Here is a 702-nt window from a genome sequence, read left to right as displayed (position 1 = left end):
GCAAAAGAAAAAATCGTTTCCTTATTTCTTTAGGAGACGATTTTTTTCATTTTATTTCATCCTTGTATTTTTTCTAAACTAATACCACGCTTTTCCCTAACATCACTGAACTGTTACCAAGGGGCTCCATAACAAAGAAAGAAACAATCTTCCCATTTTCTCCCATAATATCTGCACTCTTCCATACATCGTGGGTCATCATAGCCGGGAGTTAGGGGACGGGGCGGTGGGTCATAAGGTATTATGGGTGGATAATTTGGCCAGGGTACTCGTGGTGGGGGTAAATCAGGACGAGGTAGCCGTTGAACCGGAAATGGTTCATAATTCTGACTATAAAACCACAAAGTTACTCCTCCTTATCTAAATCCAAGTTTTCTCGATAGTATATTTAACTGCATAATTTTTAGGTGATTGTCTAAATAAAATTGGATGAATACCCATACTTACTTAAAAACCGATCCTATAAAACTGAGCAAGAGTAGTAACTTAGTAATTTTCCACCCTAACCACATCTTCTACAGGTATCCACCAAAAATCCTCGTCATTCTTTAACTTGATTTGTTTATACGTTGAGTCAAACTTCTCTACCCATCCCCAAGCGGATTCTATAACGCCTCTGCCCTCTTTCGTTTCTTTCCAACAGCTAATTGTAAAGGCATAGTCATACTGACGTGAGTCAGATATCCTGTAACAAAACTCGGC

At 38.9% G+C, this 702-nt stretch carries 2 protein-coding genes; one reads left to right on the top strand and one right to left on the bottom strand.

Annotated features, from left to right (window positions below; genetic code table 11):
• Window positions 1–226: 226 nt before the first annotated feature.
• A complete protein-coding gene (locus O0550_RS24030) occupies window positions 227–364 on the top strand; it encodes a hypothetical protein (protein WP_003343558.1) in 138 nt (45 codons plus the stop codon).
• Window positions 365–486: 122 nt separating this feature from the next.
• Here the strand turns inward: O0550_RS24030 and O0550_RS24025 are convergent.
• On the bottom strand, window positions 487–702 hold a 216-nt coding region (locus tag O0550_RS24025; protein WP_463674880.1), incomplete at its 5' end, for a YolD-like family protein.

The organism is Brevibacillus halotolerans, assembly GCF_026891775.1.
GTDB classification, from domain to species: domain Bacteria; phylum Bacillota; class Bacilli; order Brevibacillales; family Brevibacillaceae; genus Brevibacillus_B; species Brevibacillus_B halotolerans.
Note: the sequence above shows the minus strand (reverse complement) of the source record. Positions and strands in the feature narration are given on the sequence as shown.